10 protein-coding genes are annotated in these 26,714 nt (G+C 69.3%); all 10 read right to left on the bottom strand.

Translation table 11 applies throughout. The features are described 5' to 3' along the window. Positions 1–8,298: non-ribosomal peptide synthetase (locus BR31_RS29825; RefSeq protein WP_156042590.1), on the bottom strand; the 8,298-nt coding region annotated here is incomplete at its 3' end. Between the two features lie 129 nt (positions 8,299–8,427). Then, on the bottom strand, positions 8,428–17,964 hold the full coding sequence (locus BR31_RS0123240) for a non-ribosomal peptide synthetase (protein WP_197023695.1): 9,537 nt from the start codon (positions 17,962–17,964) through the stop codon (positions 8,428–8,430). A gap of 505 nt (positions 17,965–18,469) precedes the next feature. Then, the gene (locus tag BR31_RS0123245) at positions 18,470–19,375 is read right to left on the bottom strand and encodes an oxygenase MpaB family protein (protein WP_027503083.1); all 906 of its coding nucleotides are present in this window, start codon (positions 19,373–19,375) and stop codon (positions 18,470–18,472) included. A 34-nt stretch (positions 19,376–19,409) separates the two neighbouring features. Continuing rightward, entirely contained in the window at positions 19,410–19,991 is a 582-nt protein-coding gene (locus BR31_RS0123250) for a mce associated protein mas1a (protein ID WP_231496680.1), read from the bottom strand. Further along, entirely contained in the window at positions 19,981–21,198 is a 1,218-nt protein-coding gene (locus tag BR31_RS0123255) for an MlaD family protein (protein WP_027503085.1), read from the bottom strand. The genes BR31_RS0123250 and BR31_RS0123255 overlap by 11 nt, the downstream gene beginning before the upstream one ends. Then, positions 21,195–22,277: an MCE family protein gene (locus tag BR31_RS29830; protein ID WP_051637683.1), complete on the bottom strand. Its 1,083-nt coding sequence runs from the start codon at positions 22,275–22,277 to the stop codon at positions 21,195–21,197. Before BR31_RS29830 ends, BR31_RS0123255 begins: the two co-directional genes overlap by 4 nt. Continuing rightward, positions 22,277–23,395 carry an MCE family protein gene (locus tag BR31_RS0123265; RefSeq protein ID WP_027503086.1) on the bottom strand — a complete coding sequence of 373 codons (1,119 nt, stop codon included), beginning with the start codon at positions 23,393–23,395 and terminating at the stop codon, positions 22,277–22,279. Before BR31_RS0123265 ends, BR31_RS29830 begins: the two co-directional genes overlap by 1 nt. Then, positions 23,392–24,438, bottom strand: a complete 1,047-nt coding sequence (locus tag BR31_RS0123270; RefSeq protein WP_027503087.1) for an MCE family protein — start codon at positions 24,436–24,438, stop codon at positions 23,392–23,394. Before BR31_RS0123270 ends, BR31_RS0123265 begins: the two co-directional genes overlap by 4 nt. Then, positions 24,438–25,487: an MCE family protein gene (locus BR31_RS0123275; RefSeq protein ID WP_027503088.1), complete on the bottom strand. Its 1,050-nt coding sequence runs from the start codon at positions 25,485–25,487 to the stop codon at positions 24,438–24,440. Before BR31_RS0123275 ends, BR31_RS0123270 begins: the two co-directional genes overlap by 1 nt. After that, positions 25,484–26,713 (bottom strand): MCE family protein, encoded by a 1,230-nt coding sequence (locus BR31_RS0123280; RefSeq protein ID WP_027503089.1) that lies wholly within the window; start codon positions 26,711–26,713, stop codon positions 25,484–25,486. The genes BR31_RS0123275 and BR31_RS0123280 overlap by 4 nt, the downstream gene beginning before the upstream one ends. Position 26,714 lies beyond the last annotated feature (1 nt).

Consider the following 26,714-nt stretch of genomic DNA (forward strand, 5'->3'; position numbering starts at 1 on the left):
CAGTGCCACCACGTCGTCGATCCCGACGCCGAGCGCGATCAACTCGTGCGCAAGCAGGTTCGCGCGCCGATCCAGTTCACCGCGGTTGACCGTCACGCCCGCCTCGACCACCGCCGGGGCGCCCGGATCCTGCGCGACGCGCGCGTCGATGCGCTCGAGCAACGTCTCGGAGGTGCGGGTGAGTTCGGTGCGGTTGTACGAGTCGAGCAGCGCCCGCTCCGCCTCCGAGACCAGCGGCACCTGCGCAAGTGCGGCATCGGGTGCCGTCACCATTCGGTCGAGCAGATCCAGCAGGCGGTTCAGGTGTGCTGTCGCCGTTGCCTCGTCGAAGGCCTCGTGCTGGAACTCGACCGCGACGTGCAGGCGGTCCGCACTGGTTGCCGCGATCACCGAGAGCGGGAAATGGCTGGCGGCGGTGGAGTCAACGCCCAGCAGCCGCGACCCGGCGATGTCGATGTCGCCGCCGACCCCGGAGGTGTCGAGCGGGTAGGACTCGAAGATCACCGCGGTGTCGAACTGCGCCGCATCACCGGCCACCTTGTGGATGTCGGTGAGCCCCATGTAGTGGTGGTCGAGCAGGTCCGCCTGCTCGGCCTGCACGCGGGTGAGCAGCCCGCGCACGCTCTCGGCCGGGTCGAGCCGCACCGCCACCGGGATGGTGTTGATGAACAGACCGGCCATCTCCTCGACCCCGGCCAGCGCGGCCGGTCGGCCGGAGACGGTGGCGCCGAACACGACAGTGCCGCGGCCGCTGAGCATTCCCAGCACGAGGGCCCAGGCACTCTGCACGAGGGTGTTGAGCGTGACGCCCAGCTCGCCGGCGAGCGCCTGCGCCCGCGCGGTCTGCTCGGCGGAGAGGGCGAGCTCGATCTTGCCGGGCGCGGCGGCGTGTGCGGCCCCCGCCACCTCGGGGGCCAGCAGGGTGGGCCCGTCGATACCGGCCAGTGCCTCGCCCCAGATCCGCAACGACTCATCCCGGTCCTGCCGGGACAGCCAGTCGAGGTAATCGCGGTAGGACCGCGGCCGCGGCAACACGGCGTCGTCGCCACCGAGGGCGTACAGGGTGAGCAGCTCGCGGATCACCAGCGGCGTCGACCAGCCGTCGAGGATCACGTGGTGGTTGGTCACCAGCAGCTGCCAGCTCTCGTCACCTGCCCGCAGCACGGTCAGGCGCAGCAGCGGCGGCGCCGCCATGTCGAAGCCCGCGGCCTGATCCGCGCCGAGGATGCGGCGCCGTTCGGCGTCTCGGGCGGACTCGTCCAGCGCACCCACCTCGTGCACCGTCACGGGGACGCGGCTCGGCGCGGTCACCACCTGCAGCGAGCCCGACGCCTCGTCGACGACGAAGCCGGCCCGCAGGTTCGGGTACCGGACCAGCAGCCGATCCGCCGCCCGGCCGAGCCGATCCGCGTCGAAGGTCCCGGCGAAGTTCAGCGAGAACTGCGCGGTGTAGACGTCCAAGACGCCGGGCACGCCCTCGGCGAGCAACGCGTGGAAGAGCAGCCCGTGCTGGAGCGGGGACAACGACCAGATGTCCTCGAGGCCCGGGTAGCGCCGCTCGAACCCGTCGATCTGGGCCTGGGTGAGCTCGACCAGCGGGACGTCGGACGGGGTGAGCCCGCCCGATTCCTCGGAGCGGGCGTGCCGCGCGATCGCGGTCAGCGCCTCCCGCCACAGTTCCGCCAGTTCCGAGACCTCTCCCCTGGTCAGCACGCCTCGCGGATAGCTCAGCGTCATCGACAGCCCGCCGCCGGCGAGCACCGATGCGTTGACATCGAGCGCGGACGCGGCCGCCATCGCGGGATCGGTTGCACCGCCGAGGGATCCGCCGTCGGTGACGGGAATCCAGCCGAGCGAACGGATCTCGTCCGACATCTCGTCGGTTCCGAATCGGCCGAGGTAGTTGAAGGTGATCTGCGGCTCGGCGGCGGAACCCAGCTCCGCGGCGGTCGTCGGGTTGAGGTACCGCAGCAGGCCGTAGCCGATGCCGTTGTCCGGCACCGAGAGCAGCTGCTCCTTGACGGCCTTGACCGCGGCGCCTGCGCCCGGTCCGGCCGCGAAGGCATCGTCGAGGTCGATTCCGGCCAGGTCGAGACGTACCGGGTACACGCTGGTGAACCAGCCGACCGTGCGCGAGAGGTCCGCGCCCGGGATCACCTGCTCCTCACGCCCGTGGCCCTCGAGGGTGATCCCAGCGCTGGTGCCCTCCTGGCCGCGAGCGCGGCGCCACCGCGCAACGGCGAGCGCGAGCGCGGCCAGCAGCCCGTCCTGTGCGCCGCCACGGAACTTGGCGGGCACGGCGGTCAGCAGCGCCTCGGTGGTGTCGGCGGGCAATTCCGCCGTGATCGACTCGACCGTGTCCATGGTGTCCACGGCCGGATCCAGCGGCCGGGAACCCAGCGGCGCCTCGGATTCCGCGGTCACCGCGCGCCAGTGCCCGAGCTCGGCCATCCGCCGGTCGGTCAGCGCCTCCTCGGCCAGCGCGTGGGCCCAGCGGCGGGCCGAGGTCGCGGCCGGCTCCGCCGTCGGTTCGAGACCCGCCCCCAGCTGTCCCCAGGCGGCGGCGAGCGCGGGCACCAGCAGGCGCCAGGACACACCGTCCACCACGAGGTGATGCAGCACCACGAGGATGCGCCCGTTGACCTCCCCGGCTCCTGGCGCCGGGTCGAACCAGACGACCTGGACCATCACCCCGGCGACGGGATCGAGACGGTCCGCTGCCGCGTCGAGGGACGCCGCCGCAAGCCGCTCGAATCCGACTGTGCCGGGAAGGCTCTCGCCGTCGAACTCGACCCGGGTGATCAGCGGATCGGCCACCACGGTGCCTGCCGCGCCGGTGCGCAGCAGGTCGGCGCCCGGCACCAGCTCGGCGCGCAGCATGTCGTGCTGGTCGAGAACCGCCTGGAACGTGCCCGCGAGGGTGGCGTGATCGATCCCCTTGGGCGCCGTGAGCAGCACGGCCTGCGAGAACCGGGCGGCCGCGCCGCGCTCGTGCGCCCATCGGGCCACCGGCAGCAGCGGCATCTCGCCGACGCCACCGCCCGGCAGCTCCTCGAGCACCACAGGTCCGGCGCCGTCGGCGGCCATCGCGGCCACCTCGGCGAGGCCGGCGACGGTCTTGCGCTCGAACACGTCCCGTGCCTTGATCACGACGCCAGCGGCCTTCGCGCGTGCCACCAGCTGGATCGAGACGATGCTGTCGCCGCCCAGCGCGAAGAACGAGTCGACCACGGACACCCTGGCAACGCCGAGCACCTCGGCGAACAGGCCGGCGAGCAGCTCCTCCATCGGGTTCGCCGGCGCCACATACGATTCCGCCGACGAACCGAAGTCAGGTTCCGGCAGCGCCTTGCGGTCGAGCTTGCCGTTCACCGTGAGCGGCACCGCATCGAGCACGACGATCGCGGACGGCACCATGTGTGCGGGCAGCGACTCGCCGACGAATCGGGTCAGGGCGGCGACGTCGACCGTCGTGCCGGCGGCGGGCACCACATAGGCCACCAGAACCGTCGCCCCTGACGGCCCGGTGCGCCCCATGGTCATCGCGAAATCCACCGACTCGTGGCGTGCGAGCGCCGCATCGATCTCGCCGAGCTCGATCCGGAACCCGCGCACCTTCACCTGGAAGTCACTGCGGCCCACGTACTCGATCACCAGGTGCGAGAGGTCACCGTCTGCGGAGCGGTCCACCCACCGAACCACGTCGCCGGTGCGGTACATCCGGGCGCCCGGCTCGCCGTGCACGCCCGCCACGAACCGGTCCGCGGTCAGACCCGCACGATCGTGGTAGCCGCGGGCCAGCGGACCCGCGACGTACAGCTCGCCCGCCACGCCGACCGGCACGGGGCGCAGCCGCGCATCGAGCACCATCGCGGACACCCCGCGCGTCGGGCCGCCGATGGTGATCGCCTCGCCTGCCGCGATCGCATCGCCCGAGGCGACCATGACGGTGGCCTCGGTGGGTCCGTACGCGTTGTGCAGGGCGACCTTCGGCGCCCAGCGATCCACCAGGTCCGCCGTCAGCGCCTCGCCGCCCATCACCAGCACCCGCAGGGAGTCGAGACCGTCGGCCGGCAACGCCGCGGCCGCTGACGGCGTGATGAACGCGTGGCTGACCCGCGCGGCGGCGATGATCTCGGCGAGCTCGCTGCCGCCGTACACGGTGGGCGGAACGATCACCAGCGTGGCGCCCGCGCCGACCGCCATCAGCAGTTCGAGGATCGAGGCGTCGAAGCTGGGCGACGACGAGTGCAGTACCCGGGCCGCCGAGGTGACGCGGTAGCGTCGCCGCTGTTCGGCGGCGAAGCTCGCCAGGCCGGCGTGCGGCACCACGACGCCCTTGGGAAGCCCGGTCGAGCCCGAGGTGTAGATGACGTACGCGGCCTGGTCCACGCCTGCCGGGGCGACGCGGTCCGCGTCGGTGACCGCCACGGTGGACTGCCGCTCCCACTCTGCGGCGAAGCCCGGGTCGTCGAGGACCAGCCAGGTGGTGGCAGGCAGCCCGGCCACGTTGTCGGCGACGGTCAGACCCAGGACCGCGCCCGAGTCCTTCACCATGTGTTCGAGCCGGTCGATCGGGTACGCGGGATCCATCGGCACGAAGGCGGCACCGGACTTGGCCACCGCCCACAACGCGACCTGGGACTCGATCGATCGCGAGAGAGCTAGCGCGACAAACGACTCCGGCCCCACACCTCGACCGATCAGCACTCGGGCCAATGCGTTGGAGCGATCGTCGAGTTCGCCGTAGGTCAGCGCGACGTCGCCGAACATCAGGGCGATCGCGTCGCGGTCGGCGGCCGCAGCGGCCAGCAGGTCCGGCAGCGCGACCGGCTCCTCGCCAGTCGGGCCTGCGACCGGGGCGAGCGCGGCCCGCTCCGTGGCGCCGACGATCTCCATGTCGCCGACCGGCGCGGTCGGGTCCGCGGTGAGCGCACCCAGCAGCCGGACGAAGCGCTCGGACATGGTCCGGACGGTCTCGGCGTCGAACAGGTCGGTGGCGAAGACGAACTCGCCGGTCATCCCCGGGCCGTCTGGCTTCTCTCCGAGCACGAGCTGGAGATCGAACTTGGCGAACGCGACGCCGCTGTCGACCGGGCTCACCGTCAATCCGGGCAGCTCCACCACCGCGGGCTCGTTGTTCTCGAGCGACATCACGACCTGGAAGATCGGCGAATGCGCGGTCGAGCGCTCCGGCGCCAGGATCTCCACCAGTCGCTCGAACGGCACGTCCGCGTGCACGAGGGCACCGAGGTCCGATTCTCGTGTGGCGGTGAGCAACTCGGCGAACGATCCTGCCGGGTTCACGACGGTCCGCAGCGCGAGTGTGTTGACGAACATGCCGACCAGGTCGTCGAGCGCGGCCTCACCGCGACCGGCCACCGGCGTGCCGACCACGATGTCGTCGGTGCCGGACAGCTTGGACAGCAGGACGGCGAATGCCACATGCGTCGCGGTGAACAGGGTGGCCTCGTGCTGCTGCGCCAGCGCGCGCAACCGCTCGTGCAGGTCGGCGTCGATCTCGAACCCGAACCGGTCGCCGCGCATCGACTGCACCGCCGGCCGCGGCCGATCCGTCGGCAGGGTCAGCAGGTCCGGGATGCCGTCGAGCTCGTTCACCCAGTAGCCGACCTGACGGGCCAGCAGCGAGTCGGGATCGTCCTCCTCGCCGAGCAGCTCGCGCTGCCAGATCGCGAAGTCCGCGTACTGCACCTCGAGCGGCGCACGATCGGGACCGACACCCTGAGCGAAGGCGGCGTAGGCGGCCACGACATCGCGCGCCAGTGGCGCCATCGACGCGCCATCCGCCGCGATGTGGTGAACCAGGAACAGCAGCACGTGCTCGGTCGCGCTGATCTCGAAAAGCGTGGGACGAACCGGGATCTCGACGGTGACGTCGAAGCCCTGCGACGCGAGTCCACCGAGGCGGGACACGAGCTCGGCCTCGTCCCGTACCGAGATGGGCACCAGGTCGAGGTCGAGGCCGTCCGCAGGCAGCACCACCTGGCGCGGGCCGTGCCCGTCGTCCGGGAACACCGTGCGAAGCGACTCGTGCCGCTCGAGCACACTCGTCACCGCCGCCGCAAGGGCCTGGGCGTCCAGCGCACCGGTCAACCGGATACCGAGCGGCAGGTTGTATGCGGGCGAGGCGGTGTCGAACTGGTTGATGAACCACATCCGAGACTGGGCCAGCGACAGCGGGAGCCGCTCCGGTCGCACGGCAGCGACCAGCTCGGGTCGGGCCCGCCCGGTGCCTGCACTCCCGGCCGCCAGCTCGGCGAGGCCGGCCACGCTCGGCGCGTCGAACACCTCGCGCAGGCTCACGTCCGAGCCGAGCGCCGCGTTCACCCGCGCGACCACCCGCGCGGCGGACAGGGAGTTGCCACCGAGGTCGAAGAACGAGTCGTCGGCGCCAACCCGCTCGGCCCCGAGAATCTCCGCGAACACCGCCGCGACCGCGACCTCCGCCGGGGTGGACGGCTCCCGGTACTCGGCGCGATGGGTGTCCAGCGACGGATCCGGCAGTGCCCGTCGATCGAGCTTGCCGTGCGCGGTGACCGGCAGCTCGTCGAGAACCACCATCGCTTCCGGAATCATGTATTCCGGCAACGACAGTCGAAGCGACTCGCGGACCTCCTCGACATCGGGTGCGACACCGGCGGTCCCCACCAGGTACGCGATGAGGTGTTGCTCGGCGTCTGCGCCGTCCCAGACGAGCGCCACCGCCTGGGACACCGCGGAATGCGCCAGCAGCGCGGTCTCGATCTCGCCGAGCTCGATCCTCAGACCGCGGAGTTTGACCTGGAAGTCGTTGCGGCCGATGTACTCCAGCTCGCCATTGTTGGCCCGGCGCACCAGGTCACCGGTGCGATACATCCGTTCGCCGGACGGCTCGAACGGGTTCGCGACGAACCGCTCGGCGGTCAGTTCCGCCCGTCCGACGTACCCGCGCGCGAGCTGAACGCCCGCGAGATACAGCTCTCCCGCCACCCCGTTCGGGACCTGGTGCAGGCGTTGATCGAGGACATGGAGCCCGGTGTTCCACACCGCGGCACCGATGGGAACCGTGACGGTGTCGGCCTCCGTCACCTCGTGATAGGTCACATCCACGGCGGCCTCGGTTGGGCCGTAGAGGTTGTGCAGCCGCACCAGCGGCAGAACCTCCCTCAGCGCCTCGGCGGTCTGGGGAGGGAGCGCCTCCCCTGAGGCGAAGATCTGGCGCAGCGACACACACGTGTGCACCGTGGGCTCGGCGGCGAACACCGCCAACATCGACGGCACGAAGTGCGCGGTCGTGACGGACTCGGCGAGGATGACCCGCGACAGGTAGAGGGGGTCTCGGTGGCCGTCGGGCATCGCGATCACCATGCGCGCACCGGTCTGCAACGGCCAGAACAACTCCCACACCGACACATCGAACGTGGCGGGCGTCTTCTGCAGCACCACGTCGTCCTGACCGAGCCGGTACTCGGCCTGCATCCACAGCAGTCGATTCACGATCGCGGAATGGGCGATCCCGACGCCCTTGGGCTTCCCGGTGGACCCCGACGTGAAGATCACGTACGCGATGCCCGAGGGGTCGATCCGCCGGCCACGGTCCTCGTCGGTGACGGGGGTCCCCGGGAGACCCGAGAGGTCGAGGGTGTCAATGTCGAGAACGAGACCCTCCGCCGTGAACCCGTCGCGTGACGTGGTGAGGACGCAGACCGGGGCGGCGACGTCGAGGATGTGGTTGATCCGGTCGGCGGGCTGGTCCGGATCGACGGGCACGTATCCGCCACCCGCCTTGATGACCGCGTACATGCCGATGAGCAGGTCGAAGGACCGGCGCATGGCGAGCGCGACGAGAGATTCGGCTCCGACGCCCTCGGCGATGAGGCGACGTGCGAGCCGGTTCGCCCGCGCATCGAACTCCGCGTACGTCAGCGACGCGCCGTCGAACGTCATCGCGACCGAGTCGGGCGTGCGGGACACCTGCTCGTCGAAGAGCGAGACCAGCGTCGGCGCGCTCGCATCCGGCCCGCCCGGCGACAACTCGGCCGCGTCACTGCGAATCCGGTCGAGCACCGCACCGATCCCGCCCTCGGCGGCCACGATCGTCGGCACGAGGCCGGTGAGCACCACCGACACGATTCCGTCGGCGTCCATTCCCCGGTCTGCCAGCGGACCCGCCAGCAGCTGCATCCGCTCGTCGAGCTCCCGATAGGTCGCCGACATACCGTCCACGGACACGACGACCGTGTCCGGTCGGTCCGACGCGAGAGCGGCGATCGATCGAGTCAGATCCGCAGCAGACAACAGGCCCTCCGAAAGCAGTAACGCTGATCACAAAAAATGGCGGCGGGCCGCCCGCAGCGCGAACGCCGCGGCAGCGGCACGCCGCCCTGAGAAGATACGCTAGGCCGACCTATGGCCGGGCACAGTTGCTCATCCTCCGGTCACCGCCCGCACCAGCGGATCGTCGGTGTAGCCGGCCACCCGGGTCGCCGCATCCTCGACCAGTCGGGCGAGCACGTCCGCGAACCCGTCTCCCGCGCCGCTGCCGCCCGCCGCGAGCAGGATGGTCGGCACCAGGCTCGTCAACGCGGTGGTCACGATCGCCTCGACCGCCATGCCACGATCCGCCAGGGATGCGGTGAGCAGCTTGAGCCGCTCGTCCAACTGCCCATAGGTGACGGCGATACCGTCATGGTTCAGAGCGACATCGCCCGCGGCGAACTCTGCCACCTGCGCGACCAACGCCGGCAGGTCGTCGACACCGGGTTCGCCGCCCTCGGCTTCGGTCGCCGTGTCTGCGGGTTCGCTCCAGATGTCGATGTCACCCACGATGGCGTCCGAGTCCTCGGTGACGTCCTCGAGGATCCGGAGAAGCCGATCCGGGAAGCGTGCCACCGTGTGCTCGTCGAACAGATCTGTCGCATAGAGGAACGCGGCAGACAGCGTGGACACCGTGCCCTCGGCGTCACGGTTCTCGAGAACCGTGAGCTGCAGGTCCAGCTTGGCGGGCACCAGGCCGCTGTCGAACTCCGATGCGGTGAGATCCGGCAACTCCAGGGTGGGGCGGCCGAGGTTCTCGAACGAGAGCATCACCTGCGCGAGCGGCGAGTACGCGGGCGAGCGCTCCGGGTTGAGACGTTCCACAACGCTGTCGAACGGCACGTCTGAATGCGCGTAGGCCTCGAGGTCCACTCGCTTCGCCTGCTGCACGACCTCCGCGAACCGGGCACCGGGATCCACCGAGGTCCGCAGCACCAGGGTATTGACGAACATGCCGACCAGGTCGTCGAGCGCGGCCTCACCACGTCCGGCCACCGGGGTGGCGACCGCAATGTCCTCGCCACCGGTCAGGCGGGCCAGCAGGACCGCCAGGGCAGCGTGGACGACCATGAACAGCGTCGCATCGCTGCGGCGCGCGAGCTCGTGCAGGCGCGCGGTCAGGTCGGCGCCGATCTCGAAGTCGACCTTGCCGCCGCGCATCGACTGTCGCGCCGGACGGGGACGATCCGTAGGCAGCTCGATGAGCCCGGGCATGCCGCGCAGCGCGCGCTCCCAATAGTCGAGCTGACGCGAGGCGAGGGACTCGGGGGCGTCCTCCGCACCGAGCACCTCGCGCTGCCACAGCGCGTAGTCGGCATACTGCACGGCGAGCGGTTCCCAGCCGGGCTCCTGGCCCGTCACGCGCTGCCCATAGGCCAGCATGACGTCCCGTGCCAGAGGTCCCATCGAGGCGCCATCGGCGCTGATGTGATGCACCACAAGGCCGAGCACGAATTCCTGCTCGCCCACACTGAACAGGCGGGTCCGCAGCGGCGGGACCGAGGTGACGTCGAAGCCCTGCGACGCGAACGCGACGAGACCCTCGGTGAGTCGGTCCTCCTCGACCGTGACCGGGTTCAGGTCGATCGGCACGGACGAGACCGGCAGCACCACCTGACGCGGGATGCCCTCGTCCTCGGGGTAGACGGTCCGCACCGACTCGTGCCGCGCCAGCACGTCGGAGACGGCAGCCTCCAGCGCATCGAAGTCGAGGTTTCCGTACAGCCGGACCGCGATCGCGATGTTGTAGGCGGGCGAGGTGGGATCGAGTCGGTTGATCAGCCACATCCGCTGCTGCGCCAGCGAGAGCGGCAGGTGATCGGGCCGGTCGGCCGCGACAAGGGCCGGTCGCGCGGCCCGCCCCTCGGCACTGACAGCGCGCGCCGCCAGCTCCGAGACCGTGGCGGCCTCGAACAGGTCTCGAACGCCGAGAGCCGATCCGAGCGCCGAGTTCACCCTGGCCACCACGCGCGTCGCGGAGAGCGAGTTACCGCCGAGCGCGAAGAACGAATCCCCGACCGACACCCGATCCAAGCCGAGCACCTCCGCGAAGATCGCGGCCACCGTCTCCTCGATCGGAGTGTCGGCTTCGACGAAGTCATTTCCGGCCGAAGCGAATTCGGGATCCGGCAGCGCCTTGCGGTCCAGCTTTCCGTTCACCGTCAGCGGCAGCGCATCGAGCAACACGATCGACGAGGGCACCATGTGCCCCGGCAGGCTCTGGCCGAGGAACTCCTTCAACGACGCGGCGTCGACCGCATCTTCGGAGACCGGGACCACGTACGAGGCCAGCAGGATGTCGCCGGACGGACCGGGACGCCCGACGGTGACCGCGAAGTCGACCGATTCGTGGGCTCCGAGCGCGGCGTCGATCTCGCCGAGCTCGATGCGGAAGCCGCGCACCTTCACCTGGAAGTCGCTGCGGCCCACGTACTCGATGGCCAGGCCGGTATCGCTGCCGGGCGCCTCGACCCATCGCACCACGTCGCCGGTGCGGTACATCCGGCCACCGGAGGCGCCGAACGGGTCGGCCACGAACCGCTCGGCGCTCAGGCCTGCCCGCCCGTGATAGCCACGGGCCAGCGCGACCCCCGAGACGTACAGCTCGCCCGCGACGCCGACCGGGACCGGGCGCAGTCGCGCGTCGAGGACCACAGCCGACACGCCACGGATCGGCCCGCCGATGGTGACGGGCTCGCCCGCGACGAGCCGGTCGCTGATGTTGGTCGCGACCGTGCCCTCGGAGGGGCCGTATGCGTTGAACATCGCCCGGCCGACGGACCATCGCGCCACCAGGTCCGGGCTGCAGGCGTCGCCGCCGACGACGACCGTGCGCACGGTGTCGAGTCCGGAGGGATCGACGGTCGCCAGCGCGGCTGGGGTGACGAAGGCGTGGGTGACGCCCTCGGTCGCGAGGAGCGCACGCAGCTCCTCGCCTCCGTAGATCTCCGGTCCGGCGATCACCATCGTCGCGCCTGCGCCGACCGCGAGCAGCAGTTCGAGCACCGAGGCGTCGAAGCTCGGCGAGGAGAAGTGCAGCGTGCGCGAGGATGCGGACACCGCATACCGCTCCCGCTGCTCGCTGGCGAAGTTCGCCAGCCCGGTATGGGTGACGACGACGCCCTTCGGCAACCCGGTGGAGCCCGAGGTGTAGATCATGTAGGCGCTGTGCTCGATCCGCAGTGGCGCCGACCGTTCCGCGTCGGCGACGGCGCCCGCCGCCAGTTCCTCGCAGCGCGCGAGGAACTGAGGATCGTCGAGCACGACCCAGGTGACCGACTCGGGCAGCCCGGCGCGGTGCGCCGCGACGGTCAGCCCGATGCGCACGCCCGAATCGGACACCATGTGGGCGATCCGGTCCTCGGGGTATCCGGGGTCGATCGGCAGGTACGCGCCGCCGGCCTTGGACACCGACCACACACCGAGCACGGATTCGACCGAGCGCGGCAACGCAAGTGCCACGAACGTCTCCGGGCCGACACCGGCCGCGATGAGCGCGCGAGCCACCCTGTTCGAGCGCTCGTCGAGCTCCGCATAGGTCAGCTCACGGTCACCCGCGACCAGCGCCACCGACTGCGGGTTTGCCGCAGCGGCCGCCGAAAGCAGCTCGGGCAGAGTCGATCCCGCCACCGAATCCGTGCCGCGCACCGGCACCAGCCGGGCTCGCTCGTCGACCCCGAGCAACTCGATTCCGCCGACGCGCGCATTCTGGTCCGCCGCGAACGCCTCGAGAACCCGCACGAGGCGGCCGAGGAAGCCCTCGACGGACGCGCGGTCGAACACCGACGGCATGTACTTGAAGTTCAGCTCGAGCGTCTCGCCGAGCAGTCCGACGACCGCGAGCGGATAGTGCGAGCCGTCCCGGACCCCGACATCGAGCAGACGCATGCCCGCGATGTCGGAGTGCTCGGTGAGCCCCTGCCTGTCGACGGGGTAGGACTCGAGCACCACCAGGGTGTCGAACAGGTTTCCCTTGCCCTGCGCCGTCAGGATCTCGCTGAGCCCCATGTGCTGGTGACCGAGGGTCTCGGACTGCTCACGCTGGACACGGGAGAGCAGCTCCGCGACCGACTCCTCGGAATCGAGCTCGATCCGGACGGGGACCGTGTTGATGAAGAGGCCGACCATCGATTCCACGCCGGCCAACTCCGGCGGACGTCCCGAGACGGTAGCACCGAAGACGATGTCGTCGCGCGCGGTGAGCTGGCCGAGCACGACACCCCAGGCCGCCTGCAGCAGGGTGTTCGTGGTGACCTCGAGGGTCCGGCCCAGCTCGGACAGGCGCCGGTCGAGATCGGCGGACAGCGCCGCGGACACCTCCTCGGGCACCGCGTCCTCCGCTGCCGACTCACTGCGCGCCGCGAGCAGCGTCGGCTCCTCGATGCCCGCGAGCACCCGATGCCACCTGGCCTTGGTGGCCTCGGAGTCCTGGGCCGCGAGCCACGACAGGAAGTCCCGGTACGAGCGGGCCCTCGGCAGCACGTCGGACGAGCCGGCCGCCGCGTAGAGGGTCAGCAGATCACGGATGATCAACGGGGTCGACCAGCCGTCCATCAGGATGTGGTGGTTGGTGACCGTGAGCAGCCACTTCGCGGGCGCGGTCTTGATCAGGTGGAAGCGGGTCAGCGGCGCCGAGCCGAGATCGAATCGGGTGGTCCGATCCGCCTCCAGCATCCGCTCCACCTCGACCGCGGCGGCCTGCGGGTCCATCGACGACAGATCGGTCTGCGTCCACGGCAACTGCGCGTCGTGCAGCAGCACCTGCAGGACCTCGCCACCGTCCTCTTCCTGGACGAAGGCGGTCCGGAAGTTCTCGTGCCGATCGATCAGCGCCTGCCCTGCCGTCCGGAGACGATCGGCATCGACCTGGCCACCGAGTTCGAGCAGGATCTGCGCGGTGTAGACGTCGACGTCCGAGGACAGCAGCGAATGGAAGTACATGCCGTGCTGCAACGGCGCCAGCGGCCACACGTCGGTGAGCTTCGGGTACCGCTGCTCGAGCCGGTCCACCTGCTTCTGCGACAGCTCGACGAGATTCAGGTCGGACGGCGTCAATCCCCCCGCGTCGCTTCCGCTCGCGAAGGTCGCGATGGCCTCGAGGGCGCAGGCCCACCAGTGCCCGAGCGATCGGGTCTCGTCCTCGCTGAGCAGCCCACCCGCGAACGTGAAGGAGGCGGCCAGGTGCGCGTTCGGCCCCTCGCCCTCGATGCCCGCGTTGATCTCGACGGTCGCCGACAGCGGGGTCGTGCCGTCGGTGGTCGACATGAATCCGCCGATGCCGACGGAATCGTCCGGCGTCCACGGTGCGCCGATGAGGTGCTCGCCGACCGACGCCGTGCGTCCGAGGTAGTTGAAGATGATCTGCGGCTCGGGCATGGCGGCCAACCGGGCACCGGTCGCCTCCCCGAGGTGACGCAGCATGCCGTAGCCGAGGCCGCCGTCGGGAACCGCGAGCAGCTGCTCCTTGACGGCCTTGACCACCGCTCCCGCGGACGGACCCGCCGCGAGCGCGTCGTCGAGGTCCGCGCCCTCGAGGTCGAGGCGAACCGGGAAGATGCTGGTGAACCAGCCGACGGTGCGGGAGAGATCGGCCCCGGCGATGACGTCGTCGTCGCGTCCGTGACCCTCGAGGGACAACAGGACCGAGGACTCGTCGACACCGCGGTCGCGGCGCCAGCGGGCCACCGCGAGCAGCAGCGCCGACAGCAGTCCGTCGTTGACGCCGCCGTGGAACGCGCGGGGGATGCTGGTCATCACGGCCGAGGTGACCTCGGGCGAGATGTCGATCCGGACCGTCTGTGCGGTCTCCGCCGTGTCGACCGCGGTGTCCAGCGCGCGCGAGCCGAGCACGGGGTCCGGGCCGTCGAGAACCTCTCGCCAGCGGTCGAACTCGGCCGCGCGGGCGTCGCTGCCCGCCTCCTCGAGCAGGCTGTGCGCCCACCGGCGCATGGAGGTGCCGACCGGCTCGAGCGCCACCGGCTGTCCGGCGGCGGTGTTAGACCACGCGAACGCGACGTCGGGGATCAGCACCCGCCAGGAGACACCGTCGACGGCGAGGTGGTGGATCACGATCAGCAGCCGACCGGCGCCGGACGGTGAGGTCGTCCTGACCACGGCCACCATCACCCCGGCCGCGGGGTCGAGGCGGTCGGCGGCCGCGTCGAGCAGTTCGTCGACGGCCGCCTCGAACTCATCGGTACCGGGCTCGACCGTGAGGGAGACCGCACGCATGAGATCATCGGCGCGCACCGCACCGGGCTCGCCGACCTGGAAGTTCCACTCCCCGTCAGCATGTCGCGCCAGGCGCGAACGCAGCGCATCGTGGTGATCGAGCACGGACTGCAGGGCGTCGCGCAGATGTCCGTCGTCGGCCGCGTCGGGCAGCGTCAACAGGACGGCCTGGGCCAGCCGGTCGAAGCGCCCCCGATCGACCATCCATCGGACCACCGGCAGCAACGGGAGGTCACCGACGCCACCGCCAGGCAACTCGTCGAGCACGAACTGGACGTCGTCGCTGAGCTGACGGCGCGTGACGACCTCGGCGAGTCCCGCGACGGTCTTGCTATCGAACACATCCCGGGTCGTGAAGACCGCGCCGGCCTCCTTGGCGCGAGAGACCAGCTGGATCGACATGATGCTGTCGCCGCCCAGCGCGAAGAAGCTGTCCTCCACGCTGACCTCGTCGAGGCCGAGCACCTCGGCGAACACGGCGGCGATGGTCTTCTCCATCGCGGTGGCAGGCGCCACGAACGCGGAGACCGGGGTGCGGAAATCCGGTTCCGGCAACGCCTTCCGGTCCACCTTGCCGTTCGCGGTCAGCGGCAGCCGATCCAGCACGATGATCGACGCAGGCACCATGTAGCTGGGCACCAGCTCGCCGACGTGACCGATGACGGCGGCGACGTCGAGGTCGGCACCCGCGACGGGAACGGCGTAGCCGATCAGCCGCTGCCCGAGGTCGCTCTCGTGGACCAGCACGGTGGCCGCAACCACGTCGGGGTGTGCGAGAACCGCGGCCTCGATGTCACCCAGCTCGATCCGGAGTCCGCGGATCTTCACCTGGAAGTCGCTGCGGCCCTGGAACTCGAGCTCGCCATCGGAGTTCCACCACACCACGTCGCCGGTGCGGTACATGCGCGCCCCGGCACCGCGGAACGGGTCCGCGACGAAGGTCGACGCGGTGAGATCGAACCGGTTGCCGTACCCCCGCGCGACACCCGCGCCGCCGACATACAGCTCCCCGGTCACCCCGGCAGGGACCGGCCGCAGGCGCTCGTCGAGGACATGCAGGTCGATGTTGGGGAGCGGCCCACCGATCGGGATCCGTCCGTCCGGGTAGCTCGCGTGGTCGACGACCAACTCGTGGAAGGTCGTCATGTCGGTCACCTCGGTGGGACCGTAATGGTTGACCAGCCGGGTGCCCGCCGCGGCGAGATGCCCCAGCCGCTCCGTACGCATGGCCTCGCCACCGAGAAAGACGGCATCGAGCTTGGGAAGGACGCCCCTGGTGTCGTGATCGAGCAGAACGTTGAACAGGCTCGGCGCCATGTTCGCCGCACGAGCGACGCCATCCTCGACGATGTCGAGCACTTCCACCGGGTCGAACGGCTCGCCTGCGAGGTGGAGCGACCAGCCCTCGGAGAGCGCGACCCAGACATTCTTCTGTGTCTGGTCGAAGCTCGGCGAGCCTGCGACGAGAACACCCTGGCCCGGTTCGAGGGCGACGTGCCCCCGGTACCACTCCACGTTGTTCGCGAACCCGGACATCGGGACAAGCGTCGGCTTGGGCCTGCCGGTCGAACCCGAGGTCGAGATGACGTAGGCGATGCGCTCGCCCGCGTGCGGCTCGGCCCACCGGTTCGCGGGAGCGGTGGGGTCGAGTTCGGCGACGGCGGCCTGCGAGATCGGATCGTCGAGCAGGATGACCTGTCCGTCGAATCCCGCCCGCTCCCACGCGCTCGTGGCGACCACGCAGCTCACCGCGCAGTCCTCGAGGATCGATTGCACCCGATCGGTCGGCAGCGTCGGGTCGACGTAGGCGTAGGCGGCCCCCGCCTTCCATGCGGCCAGCATCCCGACGACCCAGTCCACCGACCGCGGCACCATCAGCGCCACGATGTCGTCGGCCCGGACGCCCCTGGCGATCAGCTCGCGCGCAAGCTGATTTGCGCGCCGGTCGAGTTCACCCCTGGTGACGGTCTTGCCGGAACCGACAACCGCGACCGCGCCTGCGTCACGCCGAACGCTCTCTTCCCAGCGATCGAGGATGTTCGACTCGAAGGGGGCCGACGCACCCGCGCCGAGCGATCGGAGACGCTCCGCCTCCCCCACCTCGAGGAGGTCGATGCCGCGCACCGCGGAATCGCGCGACGCCGACAGGAAGCGCTCGAGATAGCTCAGGAACCGGTGGTGGTAGCCGTCGAGATCCGACGCGCTGTACAGGTTGGGGTTGCCCTCGAAGTCGATCTGCACGCTCTTGCCCGCGACGCTCGGGTAGAGGTTGACGGCGAGGTCCTCCACGGGACCGGTGCTGAGCACCGTGAGGCGACCCGTGAGATCACCGAGCTTGATCTCGCGGTGGAACATCATGATGTTGATCGACGGTCCGAAGAAACCGCGCTGGCCGTCGACGGTTCCGGCGTCGCGGCGCATGTCCTCGTGCCGGTACCGCTGGCGCCGCAGGGCGCCGGTCAGCTCGAGGTTCGCCTTCCCCATCAGGTCCTCGATGGTGGTGTCACCGTCGATCCGCAGCCGGATCGGGACGACATTGGACACCATGCCACCCGACCGGCGCAGCAGCGCGGATGCCCGTGCGGAGACCGGCAGGCTCAGCACCACGTCGGCATTGCCGGTCATCGCGGCGAGATAGCCGGCGAAGGCGGCGACGATGGCAGGGGTCTCGCCGACGACGCTCGTGGACGCCGTCGCGCCGAGCAGCTCGGCCGTGGACGGCGGAACCTGCTCGCCCGCCACGGTGGCATGCGAATCGACGGGCGCGGTACGGCCCGCGAGACTGGGCGCCGCGGGCAGGTCGGCGACCCGCTCGATCCAGTACTCCCGGTCACGCTGGAAGCGGTCGGAGTTCCGGTAGGCGAGCTCGTCCTCGTAGATCGCGACGAGATCCGCCGCGTTGCCAGGCGCGATCTCCCGGCCCTCTACGAGCGCCGTGTACACCTCCGCGGCACGGTTGAGCGTGTTCATCGCACCGAAGCCGTCGATGGAGATGTGGTGGAAGCGGCAGTACCAGTAGCTGCGATCGTCGGCCAGCTTCAGAACCGTCGACACGTTGAGGCGCTCGACGAACAGGTCGCGCGCGGATCCGTAGTCGTTGCGCATCCAGGCCTGCGCCGCCGCGACCGGGTCCTCGTGCCCCGAGAAATCGACGAAGTCGACGCGATCGTCGATCGTTCGATCGATGATCTGCTGCGGAAGACCGTCATCGGCGATCAGTCGCATGTATGCGGAGCCGAGCTCCATGCCTGCGAACCGGCAGGCCTCCGTGAGGACGTCCACGTCGAGGACGCCGTCGACCTCGACGTACTGGGCGATGTTGAGGGGAACGTCTCCTGCGGCCTGCTGAGCGAACCACATGCCACGCTGGGCGGACGAGAGCGGAAACGGTGCGGCATCCTGCGGGTGTGCGCTCACCTGCGCCCCTTCATCCGAAGGTTCAGCAGGTCCGACCGTACCCAGGGCGTCCAACGTTCGCTCCCCCATCTCGACAACACTCGTCGCTGTATCCCGTCATGGCCCCGCCCAAGCGGCGAAATGGTCTTCCGTTCAGTCCATCCATCTCATCGCCGCTCGGCCGATCCGCGTTAGCCGTTTTCCCGAAGGAACCTGGCGCCACGCGCATAAGTCCACGTCAGCGAGGGTGCCCGCGATCGGTGAACAGCGCGCACGGTCCAGCGACCGCGTCGAGGGTCGCTCGATCGGCCTGTGCAGGTTGCGTAGCCTGCCTCCACCTCCCAATGACCCCCGCCACAGCACGCAGTCCGTCATGACCTGCAATACAGCAACCGAAATCATCGCACACCGAAGACGGGAGACCCATTCAGCCGACACGCGTTACGCGCTATTTGCTACCAGCACGCGCCTGTTACTAGCGAGTAACTTAGCGTTCATCACATTTCGGCGAAACCCGCCCAACGGACTAGATCAACGCCCGTCCGGCGCCGATACGCCTGCGGATGTCGCGCATCAGCACGTAGTTGGCTCCGTGCCGGACGAAGCGAGGCAGAAACCGGTTGACGAACGAGACGAATACGAACAGGTGCTCGAACCGCCTGCGATCGTCCTCGTTCCACTCGACGCGGAGCTCCTCACGGAACAGCGGCGGCAGGAAACCGACGGTCAGGAAGGTCAACAGGTTCCCGAAGACGAGCCGAAACGGCCACCCGATCATCCTGAGGTTCACCAGGTCCATCAGATAGGCGCGGACCGTGTCGTCCATCGACACCCGCGAGCAGGCGTTGTTCCAGTAACGGTCGAAGTCGGACCTGGTGGCCGGCCACATCTCCTCGGTGACCTGCAGGGTGGTCCCCAGCGTGCTCGACGACTGATAGAACGACTCCGCCTCCTCCTCCGACATCGTGCCGTGCAGGAGCTGGTGGGTGTCCTCGAACCCGATGTACAGGCAGGCCGCCACCCACAGCTGGAGCTCCCGATTGAAAGCGTTGTACCTGACCGGGCTGTTCTCGTCCGAGCGCACCTGCCGGTGCGCGACATTGACGGCCTCGCGGTAGGCGAGACGTTCCTGGTCGGTTCCCAGAATCGCGACGGTGAGGTACTGAAAGGTCGTCCTTGCCCGCTTCCAGGGATGGCGCATCAGGCTGCCGGACTCCACCTTGCTCTCGATCACCCCGTAGGCCACCTCGGGCCAGCCCAGCTGCATCACCACGTTCGCCGCGCCACCGGCGAAGGACCAGAAATCCAGTGCCTCGGAGATGTGCGCGGGTCGCCGCGTCCACCTGCGCGCAGACGAGGTGATCCGGATCCTGGTCTGCGCCGTGGTCAGGGCCGGTCCGGCGGCCGAGTCCTCCTGGTAGTGCACGGGCATCGCTTTCCCCTGTCCTGGTGATCGTTCTCGTCAGCTATTTCGTGTCGACGTTGTCGACGACCCATCGGTCGCCCTCACGGACGAGGGAGACCACCATCCGGTACTTCTGGGAGTTGCCGTCGGGCGAGACCACGTTCTTCGCCTGCTGGTCCACGAAGACGAGCACCAGCGCGGATGAGTCATCGATGCGCTCGACCCCCACATGGTCCGCGCTGGCGGTCGCCTGCCCCTTGCCCTCGGTGACTATCTGCGCGAGCGCGTCGACCATCTGGTTGTATTTGTCCGCGAACGCCGGGGTCGACATCTCCATGATTGCGTCGCGGTTCGCATCGAGGCTCTGGAAGTCGAACGAGGACATCGCCACCGAGTACTCCCGCGCGATGTCGACCGCCTCGGCGCGCAGTTCGTCGAGGTGCCGGGCACGGAGCACCTGAACCGTCAGCGCCGCTGCCGTCGCGAGCAACGCGAGCACCAGCAGCAGCACCACGAGGACCGGTGGTCGACGCAGCGAACGGATCGCGCGAGGAGCCGACCGGGCGTCGGCATCCGCGCGCTCGATCGACTGCATCGCGCCGGGATCACGCGGCGGCGCCGCGACCGTGTTGTCAGTTGCCATGTCCGAGGTCCTCCAGAAGCGATTTCCAGTAGTTCAATGCCTCGACCCCGGTCGGGATGAGGATCGGGTCGGCGACCACAGGGGGACCGATGGCCGTCCCCGGCGTCGTCGCGTTCTGCAGGCCGAGGCCGCCCGGGCGGGGTGCGTTCCTGGCGCCACGCTGCGCGATGTTCGTTCCCGGCGGGCAGTAGTAGGTGAGGTCGGTCTCGGTCGGACTCACGTCGCCGACCGCCCTGCGCACCGTGTCGTAACTGCAGACCGGCCCCTGCGTGGCGACGAGAGCGAAGTTCGCCCGATCCCCTGTGACGATGGACTCCAGCTTGCCCAGACCCCGCGGGATGTCGACGAGACCGGCGGCGAGGGCGTCGCTGCGGTCCGAGATGACCGGCGCGACGGTCACCAGGTTCGCGAGCACGGCCCCGAATGTGTCGTGGTAGCGATCGAACAGGGCCCTGGCATTGCCGAGTGCCTGTGGGGAGGTGTCGGCGAGGTAGACGAGAACCGGCCCGCTCGAGTCGAGCTGCTCGGTGAAATTGCGCGCCGCCGCCATCCCCCGCCCGAATGAATCGGACTGTCCCGCCATCGCTCCGACCAGAATCGTGGTCCGCTCGAGAAGGGCCCTGAGCGTCGGGACCTGCTCGTCGAGTTGAGCCGACAGCCGATCACCGTGCTCGATCATGCTCGCCATCGCAGGACCGAGACCGTCGAACGACGCGCCCAGCTCCGTGCCGATATCGCGGACCGCCTGCGGATCGATGTCCTCGAACAGCCGGGATGCCTGCAGCATCATCTGACTCATCTGGACCGGCTGCTCCTCGGCAGGCGCGGCGAGCTCGTCACCCTCGGTGAGGTAGGGGCCGCTCTCGGTGTTCGGGAAGATGTCGACGTTCTGGATCCCCGCGGCTGTCCCCATCCCGACCCGGGCGACGCTGTCCTGCGGGATCTGGGTCCCCGGATCCAGGTCGAAATCCACACGGGCACCACGGATGTCGGGGTCGAGCGAGACACCTGCCACCTTCCCGACCGTGACCCCCCGATAGGTGACGCTGGTGCCCGCGGTGAGCCCGAGCGCGTCCGTCATCGTGGAATGCACCCGTATCGGATCCCCGAACGCCTGCGGCCCGAGGACGTAGTTGATGCCGAACGGGATGACGATCGCCGAGGTCAGGGCGAACAGCACCAACTGGACCAGTACCAGGCGTCTCATCGGGCACCACCCGGGGTCGGCGCAGGCAGCGGGACACCGCCTGCCAACAACGATGCCAATGTTCTCGCGGGCGCGCTCCCGGCACCGCCTGGCAGCGATCCGCCGGTGATCAGCTTGTCGATACCGCCCGGGATGTCGAGCGCGCCATCGAAGTTCAGATAGTCCCCGTGCACGGAGCGCCCGAAGTTCCCCAGGAAGGTGTTCATGTTGTCCAGCGTCGTGGCGATCCTGTCATTGACGCTGTTCAACGCCCCGATCACCGTGCCCGCGTCGGTGAGCATGCCGTCGATGCCCTGCGGCGATGCGGAGAGAACTGCGTCGGTACTGCTCGCCAGCGCGGTCGTCGAGGCGAGCAGCGATGCGATGGAATCTCTTTGCTGCGTGAGCAGTTCGACCGCACCCGGCATCGCATCGAGGTAGCCGTCGACGACGCGTTGCTGGTCCACCAACTGCTGTGAGACCCGCGCCGCGAGGTCGATGGCTGCGTCGAACTCACTCCGATTGGCGGTGGCGCCTGCCATCAGAGAGGCCAGCGTGTCCATCAGTCCGCGCACCTCACCCGACCGGCCCGCAAACGCCTTGTTCAACTCGCCGACGACGGTCTGCAACTGACTCAACCCGCTTCCGCTGACGATCGTGCCGAGGGTGGCGAGCGCGCTCTCGATCTGCGGACCGATCGTCGTGCGGGACTCGGCGATGACATCGCCCTCCCGCAGCGGCCGCGACGAGGGCTGCGCGGGTTCGGCGAGCCTGATGAACGGGTTCCCCAGCGCCGAAGGCAGTTCCACGGACGCCTCGACGTTGTCCGGCAGCTCGGTTGCGCGTTCGAGACTCAACGAGACCCTGGCCCCCACCGTGTCGGTCGCCAGGGCGGCGACGCGACCGATCACCTTCTGGCCATTGAGCACATCGGCACCCGGCAGCAATCCATCCGCGGTGGCGAGCTGCAGTGTGACCGCGTAGTCGGGACCGTCCGCCGTGCGGCCGAGCGGCAGGTCCGCGATGCCGACGCCGCAGCCCGCGAGCAGCAGACTTCCTGCCAGCGCCGCGCAGGCGAGACCGATCGACGTGCGGCGCATCAGTTCCCCCTCGGCGGTAGTGCACCACCGGTGACCGCCGAGACGATGCCGAGCGGGTCGGAGGCACTGACCGGGAACGAGATCGGATTGGTGAACCCGGCCCCGGTGCACAGCGGCAGCGGGTAGGCATCGCAGAGCGGCTTTGCGACGGCGAACTGGGTCAGCGCTGTCGAGACGTTCAGCCGGATCCGGCCCCGATTGTCGGGGCCGACAGTGTTGGACAGGTTCTGCATCAGCAGCGGCACCACGTCCATGAACTCGGCGAGTCCCGCCTGGTTCGTCGCCAGCGTGTCGCCGAGCACCCGCGTGTTCTCGGCAATCGTGCCCACGTCGTCTCCGTGTCGGGTCATGAAGCTGTTGACCTGATCGAGCACCACGCGCAGGTCCTGCAGCGGTCCTGCGATGTCGATCTTCTGCGCCGACCACTCGTCCCCCAGCTCCCCGAGGTCGGCGACGAGTGTGTCCAGGCTGACCTGGCGGGCATCGAGCGCGGTCATCAGGGTGTTGAGATTGCGCACCAGCTCACCGATGTCCTCGGCCCGCGCTCCTACCACTCCCGTTGCCGCACTGAGGTTCTTGATGGCTGCGTTGAACTGGTCGCCGTTGCCGCGCCAGTTGTCCGCGACCTCGGTCAGCAGTTCGCCTGCGCTGCCGCCCGGCCGGTCCGGTGCACTGCCACCGAGGGCATCGGTCAGTGTGCTGATGCTGCCCATCAGCCCGTCGAAGTCGATCGGGGCGTGACTGCGTTCCAGCGGGATCTCGGCACCGTCTGCGAGCTTCGGCCCGCCACCGTAGGTGGGTCCGAGCTCGACGTGCCGGTCGCTGATCACCGAGGGGTTGAGCACGTAGGCATTCGCGTCCGCGGGCAACTCCACCTCGCCGGGCACCGTCATCGTCACGCGCACCGAAGTGCCCTTGGGCTGCACCGCGATCACCGACCCGACCGGGACCCCGAGCACCGTGACCTTGCTGCCGGGGTAGATTCCGTTGACGTAGGCGAAGTTCGCGTACACGGTCTTCGAGTCGTCGGTGCGGGCGAAGACGAACCATCCCGCCGCCACCAGCGCGACGGCGAGCGCGAGCGCGGTCGCGACTCGCGACCATCGAGCGGTGGTCATCTGCACCCCTGCATCACTCCGAGGGCGCACAGCATGTTGTCCGGGATCACCGCGGCGGGCGCATTGACGTCGGTCCAGGCCCCGTTTCCGGTCGCGTCGGTCGCGGAACGGAGTGCGGGTGGCAGCCGATCCATCATCAGCTCGATGTTGCCCGCGTTGGTCTTCAGTGTGTCGGTGATCGACACGAGGTTCGTGACCAGCTGGCCGAACTCCTCCTGATGGTCGGCCATCGACGTGGACAGTGTTGCCACCACCGCACTGAGGTTGTCCACCAGTTCGGTCAGCGCCTGCTTCCTGACGGCGAGGATCTGCACCACGGTCTGCGCGTTCGACATGGTCGTCGCCAGCGAATCACTCTGACGGACAACGAGATCTGAGAGCGACCGGGACATCGTGAGGAGTTCGTCGATCTGCTGCCCGTTCTCGGCGAACGCGGCCGATGCGCCGCTGAGCCCGGCGAGGGTCTTCCCGAGTTGGTCCGAATCGGCTGGCACGATCTGTGACAACGTGGTCATCATCGCCTGTATCGAGTCGACATCGACACCCTCGGCCGCCGCCGTCGCATCCCTGCTGACGTCGTCGAGGCTGTACGGAACGGTGGTGCGGGAGCGCGGTATGACGGTGCCGCCGTCGTCAACCCCGGCGGGCACGATCTCGAGGTATCGCTTGCCGAGCACGGTCTTGAGCCGCACCGTTGCGGTGCTCTGATTGCCCAATGGCTGCTGCTTGTCCAGCCGGAAATCGACGCGCACATGATCGCCGGCCAGCTCGATCTCCTCCACCCGACCGGCGGGTACCCCGGCCACGTAGACCGGGTCACCGCCGGACAATCCGGCGGCGTTGTCGAGCTCGGCGACAAAGGGACTGGTCCGCGCCACGTACCACGCCTTCGGCGCGCCGATCGCGATGCCGAGGCCCGCCACCAGCGCGACGATCCCGAGCGCGCCGAGGACCATCGGCGTGCCACTGCCCGGCCGTCGGTCGCCGGTGAACAGGAACCGCACGACGCCGACGAACACGTCGATCAGCTTCACCAGGAACATCATGAGCACACCGGGGAATGCGCGGTGCCGAAGATGTTCGCTTCCACGTCGCCCGCCTTCAGAGTGAAGTTGCAGAGGTAGAGATTGACGAACCCGCCGTAGCTGCCCATCCGGTTGATCGTGGCCCCGAACTCCGGCATCTTCGCCACGAAGGCGTTGAACTCATCGGTGCTCGCGACCCAACTGTCGGTCACCGCTTTCAGGTCGGTCACCGATCTCCCGAACGCTCCGTTGGACCGGGCCATCGCCTGTGCCATCTGAGCAACGGCCCGATTCCCGTCGCCGAGCAGTGCGACCAGTTGATCGCTGTTGCCCGCCACCGAGGTGCTGAGCCCGCTGAGCCCCGCCAGCAGCTGCTCGAGCTGAGGGGCCCGCGCCTCGACCGAGCCGAGCAACGAGGCCAGGTTGTCGACCAACTGCTCGATCACGTCCTGCCGATCGACCAGGCCGGTACTCAGGGAGCCGATCTGCGCGAGCAGGGTCGCGATCGTCTGCCCCTGGCCGCTGAAGGTCTCGACGAACCCGCGGGTGAGGGTGTTGACCTGATCGGGAGCGAGCGCGTCGAACAGCGGCCGGAACCCGTTCATCAGCGCGGTCAGGTCCACCGGCGGCGTGGTCTGCGCGACCGGGATCAAACCACCTGGCTCGAGGGCGGCCGAATGCTGTCCGAACGCCACAGTGTTGATCGCGGCGCCCTCCGGTTGTGTCAGCGCGATGTAGCGTGCGCCGAGCATGTCGCCGTATCGGACCGCGGCCGTGACCTCCCTGGCCAGCGTGTGCTCCGACCCGACCTCGATCCGGACCACGGCCTTGCTGGTGCCGCCGCCCGCGTCGGCGAAGTCGATGGTCTCGACGCGACCGACGCGGACGCCGGCCATGGTCACCGGGTTGCCGGGGTTCAACCCCTCCACGTCGGTGAATTCGAGCGTGTACCGGTCGGTGGCGCCGCGCACAGGAACCGTCAGCGTGTTCGCCACGAACGACGCGCACAGCGCGCCGGTCACGCAGAAGCCGATGGCCTTCAGCGCTGGCATCCAACCGATCTTCATCGGACTGTCACCTCGCTGCCCCGCACCATCGGTCCGAGCATGACGACGGTCGCCGGGTTCGGCATCGCCTCCGGGTCGGTGCTCGCGCTCTTCTCCCTCAGGCCGGCCTCGAGGAGGTTCAGCACCGGCGCCTCACGCCCCACGTCGACCACGGGCTGGCGTCCCGGTTGCGCGGACAAGGCCTCGGCCCCACCGCAGTCGGCGCCGTACTCGTCTCCGTAGTGGGGGCAGTCGGACGCTGTGTACGGCAACGGACCCTGGAACGTCGGCACGGCGGTGATGTTGAACTTTCCGGTGGCGAACACGCGTGCGCCCGCCGCCCCGAAGGTCTCGGCGCCGGTCAGGGTGTCGACGAGGCCCGCCGGGTTGGCCGCGGTGGTCGCCAGGATGGTGCCGGTCGAATCGACCACGGTGATGATCTGATCGCGCTGCTCCCCGACGAACGAGGCCGCCACCGAGGCGAATCCCGCCGCGCTGCCGAACATCGCCGCCACCTGCCCGCCGTGATCGACCATTCGCTGCGACACCGATGTCGCAGCGGCCAGGGTGGCGAGCACGTCCGGCGTTGCCGAGTCGAGTGCCGCCATCACCGAACGGAACTCGGGAGTGGCCGCGACGAACTGCTCTGCGGCGGGGGCCAGCGTTCGTGATGCCGAACCGAGCTGGTCGACGATTCGGCCGACCGCCTCCCCCCGGCCGTCGAGCGCCTGGCCCAGCGCGGTCAGCGCGGTCTGCATCTTCTGCGGCTGCATCTGGTCGAGGACGTCGACCATCTTCTTGTAGACCCCGTAGAGCGCCACCGCGTCCGGACCGGCATCCACCGCTATCGCGTCACCGTCCGCGAGCGCGGACCCCGCCTGAGCGTTCGGGGCGTCGACCAGCTGGATGTAGATGTCCCCGAAGAAGGTCCGGGGTACCACCCGTGCGCGGACCGAGGACGGAACCTGCCCGATCGCGGCGGCATCGATCTGCAGGCGCACCACAGAAGATTCTGTACCCGAGTCGATTCCGGCGATCCTGCCGATGTTGACACCGGAGTAGCGCACCGGCGCCTCACCGGTGATCAGGCCTGCCGACGCCGGGATGGCGACGACCACCACGGGATCGCTGCGCAGACTCCCCGATCCGCGCAGCACCATCGTCACCGCGACGAGCACACCGACCAGCACCGCGATCGCCCCGCGCAGCGCGAGGCTCGCCCGCGACCGCCCCGTGAACTGGTCCACC

It is taken from the genome of Rhodococcus sp. UNC363MFTsu5.1, assembly GCF_000686785.1.
Classification (GTDB): domain Bacteria; phylum Actinomycetota; class Actinomycetes; order Mycobacteriales; family Mycobacteriaceae; genus Rhodococcus_G; species Rhodococcus_G maanshanensis.

What these genes read in the sequence shown, in the direction of transcription:
- BR31_RS0123245 (WP_027503083.1), bottom strand. Translation starts at nt 19,375, where the DNA reads ATGCCCGTGCACTACCAGGAGGACTCGGCCGCCGGACCGGCCCTGACC.
- BR31_RS0123250 (WP_231496680.1), bottom strand. Translation starts at nt 19,991, where the DNA reads ATGGCAACTGACAACACGGTCGCGGCGCCGCCGCGTGATCCCGGCGCG.
- BR31_RS0123255 (WP_027503085.1), bottom strand. Translation starts at nt 21,198, where the DNA reads ATGAGACGCCTGGTACTGGTCCAGTTGGTGCTGTTCGCCCTGACCTCG.
- BR31_RS29830 (WP_051637683.1), bottom strand. Translation starts at nt 22,277, where the DNA reads ATGCGCCGCACGTCGATCGGTCTCGCCTGCGCGGCGCTGGCAGGAAGT.
- BR31_RS0123265 (WP_027503086.1), bottom strand. Translation starts at nt 23,395, where the DNA reads ATGACCACCGCTCGATGGTCGCGAGTCGCGACCGCGCTCGCGCTCGCC.
- BR31_RS0123270 (WP_027503087.1), bottom strand. Translation starts at nt 24,438, where the DNA reads ATGTTCCTGGTGAAGCTGATCGACGTGTTCGTCGGCGTCGTGCGGTTC.
- BR31_RS0123275 (WP_027503088.1), bottom strand. Translation starts at nt 25,487, where the DNA reads ATGAAGATCGGTTGGATGCCAGCGCTGAAGGCCATCGGCTTCTGCGTG.